This window comes from Sphingomonas endolithica, from assembly GCF_025231525.1.
Taxonomy (GTDB): domain Bacteria; phylum Pseudomonadota; class Alphaproteobacteria; order Sphingomonadales; family Sphingomonadaceae; genus Sphingomonas; species Sphingomonas endolithica.
Genome location: NZ_CP103057.1, coordinates 2,443,595 through 2,458,812 on the forward strand (window position 1 = coordinate 2,443,595; position 15,218 = coordinate 2,458,812).

Here is a 15,218-nt window from a genome sequence, read left to right on the forward strand (position 1 = left end):
CCGCAATGTGCCCCCCACATTATGGATCCCCGCCTGCGCGGGAATGACGATAAGGTAAGGCGGCCGTGGACGACGATAGGGCTGGCACTGGCCCTCATCCCCCTCCTCGTCTCCGCCGCCCCGCCCCGGTCGCCGCGCATCGTCTCGACCAACCCATGCGTCGATGCGGTGCTGATGCAGATCGCCGACCCTGCGCAGATTGCCGGGATCAGCCATTATTCGCAGGATGCGCGCAGCACCTCGATTCCGCTGGCGCAGGCGCGACGCTTTCGCGCGACCTCCGGCACGGCCGAGGAAGTCGTCGCGCTGCGGCCCGATATCGTCATCACCGGCCCGCATGTCGAACCGGCGACGATCGCCGCGCTGAAGCGCATGCATATCGCGCTGGTGCAATATCCGGTGCCGGATTCGGTCACGGAAAGCGCCACGCAGGTGCGCGAGATCGCCGCCCTGGCGGGACATGCCGATCGTGGTCGCGCACTGGCGGGGCGGATCGAGGCGGCGGCGCGACCGTCGCCCGCGACGCCGCTGCCGGCGCTGATCTGGCAATCGGGCGGGCTGGTGCCGGGCGCCGGCACGCTGTCCGATGACCTGCTGCGTCGCGCCGGTTTCCGCAACATGAGCGCGGTCTACGGGCTCAAGAAGTGGGATGTGCTGCCGCTCGAATATCTCATCGCCAAGCCGCCGCGCGTGTTGCTGTCGATCAGCGCGGCGGAGGTCGGCGAGGATCGGCTGACCTCGCATCCCGCGGTCGAGCGGCTCGCGCGGCGCATCACGCTTGCGCCCTATCCGGTGCGGCTGATGAATTGCGGCGGGCCGACGATCATCGCGGCGATGGCGCGATTGACGCAAGTACGACGGGGATTCGGTTCATGACGCGGTTGAATGCCGGGCTGCTGGTGGCTGTGCTGGTGGCGGCGTGCCTGTCGGTGGCCTCGGGCAAAGTGTGGGTGCCGCTCGATGCATGGACCGCCGCCGATCCGCGCTCGATCATCATCGTCGAGCTGCGGCTGCCGCGCACCGTGCTGGGGCTGCTGGTCGGGGCGGCGCTCGGCCTGTCCGGCGCGGTGATGCAGGGCTATCTGCGCAACCCGCTGGCCGATCCGGGGCTGTTCGGCGTGTCGGCCGGCGCGGCATTCGGCGCGGTGATCGCGCTATATTTCGGCTATGCCGCGCAGATCTGGCTGCTGCCCGCCTTCGCGCTGGCCGGCGCGGCAGGGACGATGGCGCTGCTCGCACTGATCGCCGGCCGCTCGGGCAGTTTGATCCTGTTCACGCTGGCGGGGATGATCCTGACCAGCATCGCCGGCTCGCTCACTTCGCTCGCAATCAGCCTTGCGCCGACGCCGTTCGTCTCGTCGCAGATCGTCACCTGGCTGCTCGGCGCGCTGACCGATCGCAGCTGGGACGACGTGAAGGTCGCGCTGCCGCTGATCGTGCTGGGGAGCGCGATCCTTGCCACGACCGGACGGTCGCTCGACGCGCTGACCTTGGGCGAACAGGCCGCGCGCTCAATGGGCGTCGATCCGCGCCGGCTGCAGCTCGCGGTGATCGCCGGGGTCGCGCTGACCGTCGGCGCGTCGGTGGCGTCCGCCGGGGTGATCGGCTTCGTGGGGCTGATCGTGCCGCACATGGTGCGGCCGCTGGCGGGCAACCGGCCCTCGGCGATCCTGCTACCCTCCGCGCTTGGCGGCGCATTGCTGCTGACGCTGGCCGACAGCCTGGTGCGGCTTGCGCCGACGGTGAGCGAGCTCCGGCTCGGCATCGCCATGTCGATGCTCGGCGGGCCGTTTTTCCTCTACCTACTGATCCGCATGCGGCGGAAGCTGGCATGAGCATGCTCGCCGCCGATCGCATCGGCCTGACGCTTGGCGGCAACGCCGTGCTCGACGATGTCAGCTTCGCCTTTCGGCCGGGCCGCGTGACGACGCTGCTGGGGGCGAACGGCGCGGGCAAGAGCAGCCTGCTTGCCTGTCTTGCCGCATTGCGCGTGCCCGATCGCGGGACGGCGACGCTGGACGGCGTGGATGTGCAGACGCTCGACCGGCGCGCGCGGGCGCGCGCGATCGGGCTGCTGCCGCAAGCCGCCGACGTACATTGGGACGTGGATGTCGCGACCCTGGTCGGGCTCGGGCGGCTGCCGCATAGCGGGCGCTGGAGCAGCACCGCTGCCGATCACGAGGCGGTCGAGCGTGCGCTGGCCGCGACCGACATGACCACGCTGGCCGGGCGCGGCATGGAGCGCCTGTCGGGCGGCGAACGCAGCCGGGCATTGCTGGCGCGCGTGCTGGCCGGCGAGCCCGATTGGCTGCTGGCCGACGAACCGCTCGCCAGCCTCGATCCCGCGCATCAGCTCGACGTCCTGGCGCGGCTGCGCGACGTGGCGGCGCAGGGCAGCGGCGTGATCCTGGTATTGCACGATCTGCATCTCGCCTCGCGCGTTGCCGACGATGCGGTATTGCTGAAGGGCGGCCGCGTCGTCTCGGCGGGGCCGGCGGCGGACGTGCTGACCGCGCCGTCGATCGCGCAGGCTTACGGCGTCGAGGTCGAGATCGGGCTGACGCCGGCCGGGCACCGCTTCATCCTGCCGATCGGGCAATGACCCATGCCGCCGTGCTGCTGCCGATGCTGATCGTGGAGGCGGCGTTCGGCTATCCGCGGCGCTGGTGGCATCCGGTGATGGCGGCGGGGGCACTGATCGACGCGGCGGAGCGGCGCTGGAACCGCGGCAGCGCCGGGCAGCAGCGACTGGCGGGCGTGGCGTTGCTGCTCTTGCTGGTGGCGCTATCGGTGATGATCGGCGCGGCGATCGATCGGGTGGCGGGCGAGCGCTGGGGCTTACTGGCGGTCATCGCGATCGGCACCACCGGGCTCGCGCAACGCAGCCTGTACGATCATGTTGTGGCCGTGCTGCGTCCGCTGGCGGCGGGCGATCTGCCGGCGGCGCGAGCGGCGGTCGGGATGATCGTCGGGCGCGACACGGACATTCTCGACGAGGCAGGTGTGGCGACGGGGGCGATCGAGAGCCTGGCGGAGAGTTTCTGCGACGGCGTGGTCGCGCCGGCATTCTGGTTCCTGCTTGCCGGACTGCCCGGATTGTTTGCGGCCAAGGCGATCAACACGGCGGATTCGATGATCGGCCACCGCACGGAGCGGCTGCGGTATTTCGGCTGGGCGGCGGCGCGCGCCGACGACGCGGTCAACTGGCTGCCGGCGCGATTGTCCGGCGCGCTGATCTGTCTCGCCGGGCGCGGCGGGTGGCGGACGATGGTGCGCGATGCACCGGGTCATGCCTCGCCCAATGGCGGCTGGCCGGAAGCGGCGATGGCGGGGGCGCTGGGTCGGCAGCTGGGCGGCGTGGTGCGGTATGACGGCGAACCGGCGTACCGCGCCGTGCTCGGCCGCGGCGCGGCGCCGGATGCGACCGATCTCGCTCGCGCGCTCGGCGTTTATCGCGTGGCTTGCCTGCTCTTGTGGGCGCTGGTGGGGATGCTCGCATGGCTGCTGTGATGCTGCAGGGGACCGGGTCGGACGTCGGCAAATCGGTGCTGGTCGCCGGCCTGTGCCGCGTGCTGGCCAATCGCGGGCTGACCGTCCGCCCGTTCAAGCCGCAGAACATGTCGAACAATGCCGCCGTCACCGCCGAAGGCGGCGAGATCGGGCGCGCACAGGCCTTGCAGGCGATCGCCTGCCGCGTGGCGCCGCATGTCGACATGAACCCGGTGCTGCTCAAGCCGCAAAGCGACCGCACCGCGCAGCTCGTGGTCGGCGGGCGGGCGCGCGGCACGATGGCGGCGGGGGATTACTGGCGGCGCAAGCCCGATCTGCTGGGTGAGGTGCTGGAGGCGTATCGGCGACTGTCGGCCGAGGCGGGTATCGTCGTCGTCGAAGGCGCGGGATCGCCGGCCGAGATCAACCTGCGCCGCAGCGACATCGCCAATATGGGGTTTGCGCGCGCGGCGGATGTGCTGGTGATCCTCGTCGGCGATATCGATCGCGGCGGGGTGATCGCATCCTTGGTGGGCACGCAGGCAGTGATCGACCCGGCCGACGCGGCGATGATCCGCGGCTTCATCGTCAATAAGTTCCGCGGCGATCCGGCACTGTTCGATGACGGACTGCTGGCGATCGCCGAGCGCACCGGCTGGCGCAGCATCGGCGTGGTGCCGTGGCTGGCGGATGCCGCACGATTGCCGGCGGAGGATGCGGTGGCGCTGGGGCGTGACGCCGATGGCGGCGCCGGGCCGGTGATCGCGGTGCCGATGCTCAGCCGGATCGCCAATTTCGACGACTTCGATGCGCTGGCGCACGAACCCGGCGTGCGGCTGAGGATGATCCCACCGGGCCAGCCGCTGCCCGGCGACGCGGCGCTGATCGTGCTGCCGGGTACCAAGGCGACGATCGCCGATCTCGCCTTCCTGCGCGCGCAGGGTTGGGATGAGGATCTCGCCGCGCACGTACGCCGCGGTGGGCGGGTGCTGGGCATTTGCGGCGGGTATCAGATGCTCGGGCGGACCATTGCAGATCCTGCCGGCATCGAAGGCGCGGCGGGGTCGATCGCGGGGCTCGGATTACTGCCGATCGATACCCAGATTGCCGCCGACAAGACGACGCGGCCCGTGGAGGGGCAGATCGTCGGCAACGGCGCGCGGTTCGGCGGGTACGAAATCCATGCCGGGGTGACGACGATCGATCCGGACACGCCGCCAATGTTGCGCTTTGCCGATGGCAGCACCGATGGCGCGCGCGCGCGCGACGGGCAGATCGCCGGCTGCTATGTGCACGGGCTGTTCGACCGGGCCGAGGCGCGTGCGGCGTTGATCGCGACGCTGGGCGCAGCGTCCGACGGGCTCGACCGGCGGGAGGAGGTCGATGCCGCGCTCGAGTCGATCGCCGCGACACTCGAACAGGTGCTCGATATCGATGCCATCATTGCCATTGCCGGAGAAAAAGCATGATCGACCAGGACGTCGTCTGGGCGCATCTTGACGCGCTGGCCAAGCCGCGCCGCAGCCTCGGGCGGCTGGAGGAGATCGCGGTGCGGCTGGCACTGACGCAAAGGCGGCTCGATACGCGGACCAGGCCACGGCAGATCGTGTTGTTCGCCGGCGACCATGGCTGCGTCGCCGATGGCGTCTCGGCCTGGCCCTCGGCAGTGACGGGGATGATGGTCGACACGATCCTGGCCGAGCGCGCGACGAGCAACGCGCTGGCGGGGGCGAACGATTGCCCGCTCAGGCTGGTCGATGTCGGCTTGGCCGGGCCGCGGATGAGTGACGCACCGGCGTTCTTTCGCGACGCGCGGATTGCCGATGGCACGGAGAGCCTGGCGCGTGGCGCGGCTATGACCGGCGCGCAGGTCGACGCGGCGTGGCAGATCGGTGCGGCGGAGGCCGATCGCGCGGTCAATGCCGGCGCGGCGCTGCTGATCGCAGGCGAAATGGGCATCGGCAACACCACGCCCGCCGCCTGCCTGACGGCGTTGCTGACCGGCCTGGACCCGGCGGCAGCGGTGGGGCGCGGCGCGGGGGCGGATGACGATGTCGTGGCGCTCAAGACGCGGGTCGTCACCACCGCCGTCGCGCGCGCCAGGTCGCTGGCGGCCGAGGACATGACCGGGGCAATCGCCGCGGTGTGCGGTTACGAAATCGCCGCCATGGCCGGCTTCTTCGCACAAGGCGCGGCGCGCGGTGCGACCTTGCTGCTCGACGGCTATGTCGCCACCGCCGCCGCGCTGATCGCCGAACGGCTCGCGCCCGGTACGGTCGCCGCGATGATCGCCGGCCACCGCTCGGCCGAGCCGGGCCATGCCGCGGCGCTGGCCGATCTCGGGCTCGAACCATTGCTCGATTGGGGCATGCGGCTGGGCGAGGGAAGCGGCGCGCTGGTCGCGCTGCCGCTGCTCGACGCCGCGGCGGCCTTGCTCGGCGATGTCGCGCGGCTCGACTCGATCGGTGCGTCGCGGGCCGACTGATGGGGGACCGCGCACCCTCGTGGGCGCCGCCATTGCTCGCGGTCCAATTCCTGACGCGCCTGCCCGTCCCGGTCCTCGCCCGGCTGACGCCGACGCAGGCGAGCGACGGGTTTACGCGCGCGATGGCCTGGCTGCCCGCGGTCGGATCGCTGATCGGCGCGTTCACCGCGGGCGTGTACGTGGCGGCCGGACTCGTCTGGCCGCCGGTGATTGCCGCGCTGTTGGCGCTTGCGATCGAGGCCGTGCTGACCGGTGCGTTCCACGAGGATGCGGTGGCCGATTTCTGCGATGCCTTTGGTGGCACGGCACGCGGCGAGGAAGCGCTGCGCATCATACGCGACAGCCGGATCGGCAGCTATGGCGCGCTGGGGCTCGGCCTGGCGGTGGGCCTGCGCCTTGCCGCCATCGTCATGCTGCCAGCCGATTTGGCCGTGGCGGCGATCATCGGCGCCGCGACGGCTGGGCGGCTATGGGCGGTGCTGCTTGCGGCGATCCTGCCGCCGCCGGTAACCGGCACGGGCATCGCCGCCCGGATTGGCGGCCGTATGCGGTGGCGCCGCGCGGCCGGCGCGGCGTTGCTGACCATACCCGGCGTGCTGCCGCTCGCATTGCTCAGCCCCTGGTCGCTTGCGACGAGCATGGCGACGGGCATGGTGCTGTTATGGTGGCTGGCGCGCTTCCTGCGCGCGCGGATCGGCGGCAGCACCGGCGATTGCCTCGGCTTTGCGGCCTATATCGGGCAGTTGGTCGTATTGCTGGCCGCAGTGGCGGCGTGAGCGCGACAATCCTGCTCGTGCGTCACCCGCCGGTGGCAAGGGCCTGGGCTGGCCGCTGCTACGGCCGGTCCGACATGGGCTGGAGCCGGGAAGGCGCCGCCGCCGCGCATCGGCTGGCGGATGGATTGGCCGCAAGGCAGCCCGCGATCGTGGTGCATTCGGGTGCACGGCGCACACACCGCCTTGCCGAACTGATCGTACGCCGCACGGCCTGCGCCCTCCACGCGGACGCTCGCTGGCTGGAGCGCGATTTCGGCACGTGGGAAGGGCGGCGCTGGGACGCGATCTGGCGTGAAACTGGCGACCTGATGGACCGCATCGTCACCGACCCGACGGGCTTCCGCCCCGGTGGTGGGGAGACGGGGCTGGAGTTGATGACGCGAGCGCAAGCGGCCTGGGATGCGGTGCCCTCTGCCGGACTGGTCATGGTGATCACGCATGGCGGCCCGATCGCGGCACTGCGTAGCTGGTGGGCCGGGCAGCCGCTCGAGAGCATGATCGACTTCGTGCCCCAGCCCGGCGAGATAGTCGAGGTTTCGGATCACGCTCTACACCAACGAAGGGGGAATAAGCCGAGATCATGATACTCTAGCCATCGGGTGGCGCAGCGCGGTCGGCGGTCGCCAGCACGGCAACCAGATGCTGCACCGTGGCCCGTAGATCGGCGAGGTCGTCGGGCGGCAGCGCCAGGCCGCTGGCGAGCGTCGTCGGCACGTCGCGCGCGCTGTGGCGCAATGCCCTTCCCTGCTCCGTCAGCGCGATCAGGACACGGCGCTCGTCCCGGGCGTCTCGCCGGCGCGTGACCAGCCCGGCCGTTTCCAGCCGCTTGAGCAGCGGCGTCAGCGTCCCGCTATCCAGGTGCAGCCGACTGCCCAGCGCACCGACGCTTTGCGGCGCCTGCTCCCACAACACCAGCATCACCAGATATTGCGGATAGGTGAGTCCGAGCCGGGCCAGCATCGGGCGATAGAGCCGGCCGAACAGATTGGAGGCGGCATAGAGCGGGAAGCACAATTGCCGATCGAGCCGCAGATGATCCGCTTCTTCCGCCATTGCCGCCCCCTGCCCGGTCAATCCGCAGTGACCGTGATCACCACGTCGATATTGCCCTTCACCGCGTTCGAATATGGGCAGACTTCGTGCGCCGCCGCGACGATCGCCTCGGCGGTGACCTGGTCGAGCCCGGTGATCGTCACGTCGAGCGCCACCGACAGCGCAAAGCCACCCTGGCCGTTGGGCGACATGCCGACCTCCGCCACCACGACGATGTCGTCGTCCTTCACCTTCTCCGCCTTGCCGCGCGTGACGTGGATCACGGCATTTTCGAAGCAGGCGGCATAACCGGCGGCGAACAATTGCTCGGGGTTGGTCGCCCCGCCCTTGCCGCCAAGCGCGGTCGGCAGTGCGAGCTGCAGATCGAGCAGCCCGTCCTCGCTGCGGATGGTGCCGCTGCGGCCGCCGACGGCGGTAACCTTGGTGCTGTAGAGCGTGCTCATGATCTTCTCCGGGGGAAAGGCGTGGTGGGCTGAACAAGGATATTCATTGTGCACAATATAATTGTGCGCAACTTGTTCCTCCCGTGCATTGATCGATCCAAGCTCCCATATCCGCAATATCGCTCCTCAGACCCGCAATGGTGCCGCATGTCCAAGCCGCTCAAGATCGATTTCGTCTCCGACGTCTCCTGCCCGTGGTGTATCATCGGGCTGCACGGGCTGGAGGAAGCGCTGGCCCGCACCGGCGATCTGGTCACCGCCAACATCACGTTCCAGCCGTTCGAGCTGAACCCGCAAATGGGCAAGGACGGGCAGAATATCGGCGAGCATATCGCCGAGAAATATGGCTCCACGCCAGAACAGTCCGCCGCCAACCGCACGATGATCCGCGATCGTGCAGCGGAACTCGGCTTCGCGATGGAGATGAGCGACACGAGTCGCATCTACAACACGTTCGACGCCCACCGCCTGCTGCACTGGGCGCAGATCGAGGGCCGACAGGCGGCATTGAAGCACGCCTTGTTCGACGCGTATTTCACGGCTCAGCAGGACCCGTCCGATCATGCGGTGCTGGTCGCCGTGGCGGGGCGCGCCGGGCTGGATCCTGCGCGTGCCGCCGACATCCTGGCCAGCGATCTATACGCGCAGGAAGTCCGCGGCGCCGAGCAGCTGTGGCAGTCGCGCGGCATCAGCGCGGTGCCGGCAGTGGTCATCAACGATCGCTATCTGATCTCGGGCGGACAGCCGCCCGAGGCGATCGAACGAGCATTGCGCGAGATTGCTGCTGCGGCGTGATTGGCGGTGGTTTCGGGTAGGGATCGACATTCGCCACAGTGAGGCTCGGTCGCCACACAAGCGTCACCCCGGACTGGTTCCGGGGTCCACCGCGCCGCACGCTCTGCGTTCAAGGCACTATCCTTACCGAAAGCCGCTTGGTGGACCCCGGAACAAGTCCGGGGTGACGGTTTGTCTAGATCGCGCGTCCCCGGAGAAGCAACGCCTGCGCGCATGATACGTTGATGCCACCGGAGCAACGGGAAGAAGCCATGTCGATCGACGATCAGATCATCGAAACACCCGACGGCCCGATGACCTGGGCGGCGTGGAAGAAGAAGAACCCGGTGCAGATCCCGTCACGCCGCACCAAGGGCAAGGACCTGCCGGTCAAGATCAAGCGCTTCACCGAAGATCCCAAGCCGACCAAGCCCAAAGCCACCAAGCCCTGAGCTGCAAGCCACTGCGCTCCGCGCGTCAGCGCCGTCGGATCAGCGCCTCCAGCTCCACCGGGCTGATCTCGCGCACGAGCTGCTCCTGGGTGCACTGCTCGGGCGCCTTGTCCGGGCGCCAGCGGAGCAGCCGCGTGCCGTGTCGAAAGCGGCCGTCGGTCACCTGATCATAGACCACTTCCACCACGCATTCCGGGCGAAGCGGCGTCCACTCCGCCGAGCGCTCGGTCGCCCAGCGGCTCGGGCCACCCGGCGCCCGTCCGGTAAAGCCCGTGCCGCCTGCGTAAGCCGACAGGCGCTCCAGCAGCATAGGGCGCTCGGCCGCGCTGATCCCGGAGGTGAAGCCGACATGATCCAGGGCGCCGCCCGCCCCAAACAGGCCGAGCAGCAGCGAGGCGATGCCGGTGCCGTCCGCCGTGGTACGATAGCCACCGACGACGCAGTCCGCCGTGCGCAGTTGCTTGAGCTTGGCCATGGCCCGTTCGCCGCGCCGATAGGGTTGGTCGAGCCGTTTGGCGATCACGCCGTCGAGCGCGCCGCCGGCCCGCGACACCCATTGCTCTGCCACCGCCTTGTCGCGACTGCACGGTGACAGCAACAGTTGCGCGCTGCCGTTTGCGGCGTGGAATCGCTCCAGCACCTCGCGTCGCGCCACGAGCGGCTCCATCTCGTACGAACGATCCTCCAGCGACAGCAGGTCGAACAGGATCATCTGTGCCGGCGTCTCACCAGATAGCTTGGCGATCCGGGTTGCGGCGGGATGCAGCCGCGCCTGTAGCGCGCCGAACGAGAGGTGATCGGCCAGCGGCACGACGATCTCGCCATCGACCACGAAGCGCTGCGTCTCGCAGGCGAGAAGCAGTACAACCAGTTCTGGGAAATAGCGATCGAGCGGCTTGCCCGACTTGGACCAGATCGCCACGCGGTCCCCGTCCCGCACCGCGATCGCGCGGAACCCGTCCCATTTGGGTTCGAACTGCCACTCCGCACCGTCGGGCAGGGCCGAGACCAGCTTGGCCTCCATCGGCGCGACCGCCTGGGTCAGCGGATCGCTCACCGCGGTCTCCGTTCCGGCGCTGAGGGCCGAAGGCTCATCGGGCGCGCGCAGGGATGGTCACGGATGATCCTTATGATCGGTGAAGATGCGCCAACGCAGTGTCGCGCGAGCCGTTCCCCGGCAGCCATCGATCGGCAAGGCGCGGAACTTGCCACCCGCCTCGCGCTTTGTGCCCGAAACAGGGAGATACGACATGGCTGACGACAAGAGCAAACGCGGTGGCAACGATCGCACGCAGGTGGCGGGCGACGAGCCGTATGAAGTCGAGTATTTCGCCCGCAAGCACGACATCAGCCGCGACGAGGCACAGGCGCTGATCGACCGGATCGGCAACGACCGTGGCAAGCTTGATGCCGCCGCGGCCGAGCAGAAGGGCAGTGCACCGGCTAAGCCGCGCCGGGCGACACGCACCCCGGCAGCAGCATCGAGCGACACCGCGCCCAAGCCGCGCCGCACGGCGCGCACAGCGGCGGCGTCGAGCGACACATCAGCCAAGCCGCGCCGCGCCAAGGCCGCGGCAGCGCCGAAACGCGCCGCTGCCGCACGTGTGGCGGACGCGCTGTCGCTTGCTGCGGTCGCCGACACGGTGAGCGAGGCCGTCGTCGAGCCGGTTGCCGAGATCGTCGCGCCGGTTACTCGCCGCGCCAAGGCCGCAACCAAGGCGGTCAAGGACGGATCGGCCAAGGTCGGCACGACGGTGGCCAAGACGCCGGCGGCAGTGCGCAAGAGCACGCGCAACACGGTCAGCAGTGTCAAGAAGGCCGGATCGGGCCGAACCGCATCGTTCGTGGGTGCGGCGGCGGCAGGGCTGGTCACCGGGCTGGTGCTGAATCTCGGGCGCAAGGCGGCGGTGCAGGCGCCGAGTGCTTTGGCCGGCGACTGGTTCGACGCGGTGAAGCTCGAGCATCGCATGGCGCTCGCTTTGTTCGACAAGCTGCAGGCGACTGGCGACGAGAACACCACGCAGCGCAGCGTGTTGCTGACGCAGTTGAAGCACGCGCTCGGCAAGCACGCCTTCACCGAGGAGAACGTGCTGTACCCGGCGCTGCGGGCGTGGGGCGATACCGCCGATGCCGACAAGCTGAACCACGACCACGGCTATGTGAAGCAGAACCTCTACGACCTCGAACAGATGGACAATGCCTCGCCCGCTTTCCTGGAGAAAGTCGCCACCTTCCGCGCGGAGATCGAGGAGCATATCCGCGAAGAGGAAGAGGCGATCTTCCCGCCGCTGCATGCGGCACTGAGTGATGCCGACAATGCCAGGGTCACCGCAATGGCCAACAAGGAAGGCTTCAAGCTCGCCTGAATGACTCGTCCGGCCGGCGCCCTATTGCGTCGGCCGGCGGCGCCAGTGAGACCATCGGCATCGACGCGAACCGATCCGTCACCCCGGACTTTACCCGGGGTGACGTTGATCGAGGGTCGAGTTAACCAACGCCCGCTAGATCCTCGAGCAATGCCTGGACACGCTCCGCCCGATCATCCTCGGAGGTTTCCTCGGCCAGCAGCCAGCGCCCGTTTTTCTCGATCAGCCCTGCCTCGGCAAACGCCGCATCGCAGCCGCGGCGCGGGGTGAGCGCGATCGCAGATGGTCCCGCGTCGATCCGGGCGATGCCGGTCGTCCGCGCCAGCATGCCGATCCTGAGCGCGGCGACCAGTCGCTCGGCGGCAGGCGGCAGCGGCCCGAAGCGATCGACCATTTCCTCTTCCAGTCCGTCCAACGCGGCGCTGTCGCGCGCGCGGGCCAGCCGCACGTAGAGCGACAGCCGCAAATCGGGTTCGGGAATCCAGCTTTCCGGCAGTCGCCCCGCCGATCCCAGGTTCAATTCCGGCGTCCAGCGATCGACATCCTCGCCGCGGATCTGGCGCAGCGCCATCTCCAGCAATTCCTGGTACAGATCGACGCCGATCAGCTTCATGTGCCCGGCCTGCGTCTCGCCCAGCAGGTCGCCGCCGCCGCGCATGTCGAGATCCTGCGCGCTGATGTCGAACCCAGCGCCCAGCCGATCGAACGCTGCCAGGGTGCGCAACCGCTTCAGCGTCCGCTCGCCGATACCGTCTTCGGCATCGGTCAGCAGCATCACCTGCCCGCGCCGATTGCCGCGGCCGACACGCCCACGCAGCTGATGCAATTGCGCCAGCCCGAAGCGGTCGGCGCGCCAGATCACCATCGTGTTGGCGCGCGGCACGTCGAGCCCGGCCTCGATGATGTTGGTTGCAAGCAACACGTCGCCGTCGCCATCGGCAAAGCCGACCATCGCCGCATCGATATCCGCCGCGGCCATCTTGCCATGCGCCTCGACCACCGTGACATCGGGTACTATCCGCCGCAGCCGCGCGCCAAACGTCGCCATGTCGGAGATGCGCGGCACGACCACGAAGCTCTGCCCGCCGCGCCCCTTCTCGCGCATCAAGGCGGTGCGCAACCGCACGTCGTCCAGCGTATCGATGCTGGTGCGGATCGGCTGGCGCCGCGCGGGCGGCGTTGCCAGGATCGAGATTTGCTGCAGCCCGACCAGCGCCATCTGTAACGTGCGCGGGATCGGCGTGGCGCTGAGCGTCAGCAAGTGGACATCGCCCGAGCCGCGCAGGCGCGCCTTGTCCGCCGCGCCGAAGCGCTGCTCCTCGTCGATCACGACCAGGCCGAGCTTGGCATAACGGACATCCTTGCCCATCACCGCGCCCGTGCCGACGACGATCGCGATCGATCCGTCGGCAAGGCCGGCCTTGGTCGCCTTGCGCTCGGCCGCGGTCGATAGCCGCGACAGGCCCGCCACGGTCAGTCCGGCGGCGGCGAAGCGGCGCTGGAACGCCTGCAGATGCTGGCGGACCAGCACCGTCGTCGGGGCCGCGATCGCCACCTGGTACCCAGCGAGCGCGGCCAGGGCGGCTGCGCGCATGGCGATCTCGGTCTTGCCGTAACCGACATCGCCGATCACCAGCCGGTCCATCGGCCGCCCGGCCGCCAGATCGTCGCGCACGGCATTGATCGCGCGCGCCTGATCCGCCGTTTCGGTAAAGGCGAAGCCGGCCGAGAAGCGCTCGTAAGCGGCAGCGTCCGGCACCATCGCCGGCGCCTCCAGCTTGGCCCGCGCATCCGACAAAGCAGCAAGGCCCCGCGCGCTTTCGACGATCGCAATGTCGATCTCGCCGCGCCGTTTGGCCCAGGACGATCCATCCAGCTTGTCTAGCGCCACCGCATCGCCGTCCGCGCCGTAGCGCCAGATGCGATCGGCACCCGTCGTCGGCACCAGGCGTCGGCCTTCGCCCGCGAAGGTCAGCACGATCGCCTCGCCCGGCTCCGCGCCGGCGTCCATCACCGGCATGTCTTCCAGCCCGCCGACCACGGCAACACCGTGATCCTCGTGCACGACGACGTCGCCGACCTGGATGTCGCCGCCAGCACCGGAGAACGGCTCGACCGTGCTTGCCGCATGCCCGTCATCGATCACCGCGCGACTGCCCAGCAGGTCGCCGGCGGCGATCAGGACATGTCGCTCGGTGACGAAACCCGACGACACCGGCATCGTCAGCGTCGCGACCTGGCCCGGCTCGAGCGTGCCTGCCGCCGTCCAGCTGTCGATCTCGGCGATCTCGCGCTTCAACCGTTTGGCGACCTTGCCGCGCAGGAAGCGCAGGTCACGCGTGCCGCCGGCCAAAACCAGCGATTTTCCCTCGGCCAGCAGCGGCGTGGCGAATTTGGCGAGAGCGGCCAGTGGCGATCGCGTCTCGGCGAAGCGTGGCGCCGGTTCGATCCCGCCGCTGAAGTCGCGCTCTTCCCACTTCTTCAGCGCCGCGGCCCAGTCCTTGGGCTTGGCGGCATCCGCCTTGCCCTTGCCGGCGGCACTATCCGCCAGCTCGATGAACCGCTGGCGGCGCTGCAACGCCTTGGCGCTGAAGGCGATCACGCCGGGCGTTATGTGCGCCAGGATCGGCACCGAGGGCGACGCGGCAGGCTCGGCCGCGCGCCCGATGCCCAAAGAATCGCGCGGCTCCAGCGATCGTTGCGTGACCGGGTCGTAGCAGCGGATCGCCGCGATCCGGCCATCGGCCAGGTCGATGCGTACCGGCAGATCGGCATCGACCGGAAAGATGTCGATCACCTCGCCACGCACCGCGACTTCGCCGGGCTCGTCGACCCGGTCGTCGGTGAAATAGCCGATCTCGATCAACGTCTGCTCGATCGTGGCGCTGTCGATCGCATCACCGACACGCAGCGTCGGCGGCGCATCATCGAACGCGGCCGGCGCGGGATAGCCCCGCGCCGATGCCTCGCCGCTCATCACGCAGGCGAAGCGCGGCCGATCCGATACGGCCTGCAATTCGCGCAGCCGATGGAGCGCCGCCACCCGGTGCCCGATATTGGCCGGCGATGCCGGCGCGACGTCGCCGGGCAACGCATCGCTCGACGGCAGGAAGATGACGTCGCCGTGCGGCAGGATGGCGCAGGCCGCAGCCGCGATCGCGTCCGCCTGCTGATCGTCATCCGCCACGAAGACGACATCGTGCGTCTCCAGCGTCTCGGCAATCCGCGTCGCGATGCGGGCGATGTTGGTCAAGACCGGGTGCCTAGGACGATCGGCAGGCAGGAAGCGTCGGCCGGCGCACGATCGGCGCCGAAGCTGAATGTCATGATGCGGCTTTCGGGAACGAAAAGATGCGAAAGGTAGTCGGTCCTAACCTTCT

Annotated in this window: 16 protein-coding genes; 11 read left to right on the top strand and 5 right to left on the bottom strand. The window is 69.2% G+C overall.

Translation table 11 applies throughout. The annotated features are described in order from the left end of the window. Positions 1-21 precede the first annotated feature (21 nt). The 8 genes from NV382_RS11495 to NV382_RS11530 are packed head-to-tail and all read left to right on the top strand — an operon-like array spanning position 22 to position 7,334. A complete protein-coding gene (locus NV382_RS11495) occupies positions 22-876 on the top strand; it encodes an ABC transporter substrate-binding protein (protein ID WP_260596887.1) in 855 nt (284 codons plus the stop codon). After that, positions 873-1,835, top strand: coding sequence for a FecCD family ABC transporter permease (locus NV382_RS11500; protein WP_260596888.1), 963 nt, complete (start codon positions 873-875; stop codon positions 1,833-1,835). The genes NV382_RS11495 and NV382_RS11500 overlap by 4 nt, the downstream gene beginning before the upstream one ends. Next, positions 1,832-2,602 carry an ABC transporter ATP-binding protein gene (locus NV382_RS11505; RefSeq protein WP_260596889.1) on the top strand — a complete coding sequence of 257 codons (771 nt, stop codon included), beginning with the start codon at positions 1,832-1,834 and terminating at the stop codon, positions 2,600-2,602. Before NV382_RS11500 ends, NV382_RS11505 begins: the two co-directional genes overlap by 4 nt. After that, complete coding sequence (gene cbiB / locus NV382_RS11510) at positions 2,599-3,510, top strand: adenosylcobinamide-phosphate synthase CbiB (protein ID WP_260596890.1); 912 nt, start codon at positions 2,599-2,601, stop codon at positions 3,508-3,510. The genes NV382_RS11505 and cbiB overlap by 4 nt, the downstream gene beginning before the upstream one ends. Continuing rightward, the gene (locus tag NV382_RS11515; RefSeq protein WP_260596891.1) at positions 3,498-4,958 is read left to right on the top strand and encodes a cobyric acid synthase; all 1,461 of its coding nucleotides are present in this window, start codon (positions 3,498-3,500) and stop codon (positions 4,956-4,958) included. Before cbiB ends, NV382_RS11515 begins: the two co-directional genes overlap by 13 nt. Continuing rightward, a complete protein-coding gene (cobT, locus tag NV382_RS11520) occupies positions 4,955-5,974 on the top strand; it encodes a nicotinate-nucleotide--dimethylbenzimidazole phosphoribosyltransferase (protein ID WP_260596892.1) in 1,020 nt (339 codons plus the stop codon). Before NV382_RS11515 ends, cobT begins: the two co-directional genes overlap by 4 nt. Beyond that, complete coding sequence (locus tag NV382_RS11525) at positions 5,974-6,750, top strand: adenosylcobinamide-GDP ribazoletransferase (protein ID WP_260596893.1); 777 nt, start codon at positions 5,974-5,976, stop codon at positions 6,748-6,750. The genes cobT and NV382_RS11525 overlap by 1 nt, the downstream gene beginning before the upstream one ends. After that, positions 6,747-7,334, top strand: coding sequence for a histidine phosphatase family protein (locus NV382_RS11530; protein WP_260596894.1), 588 nt, complete (start codon positions 6,747-6,749; stop codon positions 7,332-7,334). Before NV382_RS11525 ends, NV382_RS11530 begins: the two co-directional genes overlap by 4 nt. A 4-nt stretch (positions 7,335-7,338) precedes the next feature. Here the strand turns inward: NV382_RS11530 and NV382_RS11535 are convergent, their stop codons facing one another. Beyond that, positions 7,339-7,803 carry a MarR family winged helix-turn-helix transcriptional regulator gene (locus tag NV382_RS11535; RefSeq protein WP_260596895.1) on the bottom strand — a complete coding sequence of 155 codons (465 nt, stop codon included), beginning with the start codon at positions 7,801-7,803 and terminating at the stop codon, positions 7,339-7,341. 17 nt (positions 7,804-7,820) lie between these two features. Continuing rightward, positions 7,821-8,246: an organic hydroperoxide resistance protein gene (locus NV382_RS11540; protein WP_260596896.1), complete on the bottom strand. Its 426-nt coding sequence runs from the start codon at positions 8,244-8,246 to the stop codon at positions 7,821-7,823. 147 nt (positions 8,247-8,393) lie between these two features. On the opposite strand from NV382_RS11540, the gene NV382_RS11545 reads away from it, so the two are divergent. Together NV382_RS11545 and NV382_RS11550 are read left to right on the top strand one after the other, a co-directional pair. Further along, positions 8,394-9,041, top strand: a complete 648-nt coding sequence (locus tag NV382_RS11545; protein WP_260596897.1) for a DsbA family oxidoreductase — start codon at positions 8,394-8,396, stop codon at positions 9,039-9,041. 251 nt (positions 9,042-9,292) lie between these two features. Continuing rightward, a complete protein-coding gene (locus tag NV382_RS11550) occupies positions 9,293-9,472 on the top strand; it encodes a hypothetical protein (protein WP_260596898.1) in 180 nt (59 codons plus the stop codon). Positions 9,473-9,497: 25 nt separating this feature from the next. Here NV382_RS11550 and NV382_RS11555 read toward each other — a convergent pair whose 3' ends face one another. Continuing rightward, positions 9,498-10,529 (bottom strand): ATP-dependent DNA ligase, encoded by a 1,032-nt coding sequence (locus tag NV382_RS11555; RefSeq protein WP_260596899.1) that lies wholly within the window; start codon positions 10,527-10,529, stop codon positions 9,498-9,500. Positions 10,530-10,586: 57 nt separating this feature from the next. Beyond that, positions 10,587-10,724, bottom strand: a complete 138-nt coding sequence (locus NV382_RS11560) for a hypothetical protein (protein WP_260596900.1) — start codon at positions 10,722-10,724, stop codon at positions 10,587-10,589. Between NV382_RS11560 and NV382_RS11565 the strand changes: the two genes are divergently transcribed. After that, positions 10,723-11,838 (top strand): hemerythrin domain-containing protein, encoded by a 1,116-nt coding sequence (locus NV382_RS11565; RefSeq protein ID WP_260596901.1) that lies wholly within the window; start codon positions 10,723-10,725, stop codon positions 11,836-11,838. The two genes, NV382_RS11560 and NV382_RS11565, sit on opposite strands and share 2 nt — an antisense overlap. A 121-nt stretch (positions 11,839-11,959) precedes the next feature. On the opposite strand, the gene NV382_RS11570 is transcribed toward NV382_RS11565, so the two are convergent. Continuing rightward, complete coding sequence (locus NV382_RS11570) at positions 11,960-15,091, bottom strand: TRCF domain-containing protein (protein WP_260596902.1); 3,132 nt, start codon at positions 15,089-15,091, stop codon at positions 11,960-11,962. Positions 15,092-15,218 lie beyond the last annotated feature (127 nt).